This is a genomic window from Curtobacterium sp. B8 (assembly GCF_000333315.1).
Classification (GTDB): domain Bacteria; phylum Actinomycetota; class Actinomycetes; order Actinomycetales; family Microbacteriaceae; genus Curtobacterium; species Curtobacterium luteum.
The window spans coordinates 1-993 of record NZ_BACW01000244.1 but is presented as its reverse complement, the minus strand read 5'-3'; the positions used below and the strand labels follow the sequence as shown (position 1 = coordinate 993).

General features: G+C 72.8%; 1 protein-coding gene and 1 pseudogene. Both read left to right on the top strand.

The features are described 5' to 3' along the window. Positions 1–253: pseudogene (locus tag I59_RS06070) on the top strand (family 16 glycosylhydrolase); the annotation flags it as partial. Between the two features lie 67 nt (positions 254–320). Next, positions 321–993: phosphatase PAP2 family protein (locus I59_RS21930; RefSeq protein WP_022903097.1), on the top strand; the 673-nt coding region annotated here is incomplete at its 3' end.

The following is a 993-nucleotide window of genomic DNA, read 5'->3' as shown; positions in this document are numbered from 1 at the left end:
CTCCATGCAGCCCGGCAACGAGGTGATGGCGACCAGCCAGACCACGCGCGCCTCGTGGCGCGACTGGCACGTCTACTCGATCGAGTGGATCCCCGGGAAGAGCGTCCGGTACCTCCTCGACGGCAAGGTGATCAGCACGGTCACCTGGGACGTGCCGACCTCCGCGCACCGGTACATGTTCCAGGTGGGCAACTGGGGCGCCAAGGGCCACCTCTACATCGACTGGGTCTCGACGTACACGTACAGCGGCTGACACCGCCTGCGACGAGGACCGGGACGTTCTTCGTCGATTCTTGGGACGGGATGGGTGCACTGGACCCGTGCCCACCCCGCCCACCACCGCTCCCCCGACCGCACCCCTCGACCAGCGGGCCCTCGGCCGCCGCGTCGTGCGCGCCGCTGTCATCGTCGCCGCGCTCGTGCTGATCGGCTTCCTGCTCCGCGCACACCCCGTCGACGAGCCCCTGGCCCGCTCCCTCAACGCCGCGCACACCGGGACGGCGGCCGCGGTCGGGTCCGCCGTCTACGCGGCGTTCGAACCGGTGCCGGCCGTGCTCCTGACGGTCGCACTGACCGCCCTCGTCTGGATCCGGACCCGACGCGTCGCGACCGCCGCGGGGTTCGCGGGGACCGTGGCGTTGACCTGGATCACGTCGGACCTGCTCAAACTCGTGGTCGCTCGGCCGCGTCCGGACGGCTCCGTGCTGCCCCACCCGTTCGTGCCCGTGCAACCGGACCCGTCCTTCCCCAGCGGTCACGCGGTGTTCGTGACCGCGCTCCTGCTCGCAGTGCTCGCCCTGGTGCCCCCGGGGCGCCGTCGCCGGGCGGTCGCGGTGGTGGGCGGTCTCGGGGTGCTGTTCGTCGTGCTCGCCCTCGCGGTGGACGGCGTGCACTGGCCGACCGACCTCGCCGCGTCCGTGGTGTGGGCACTCGCGGTCGCGCCGGCGGCCAGGGCGGTCTGGGTCGGGAACGTCGGGATCCGCTCGCCCTCGG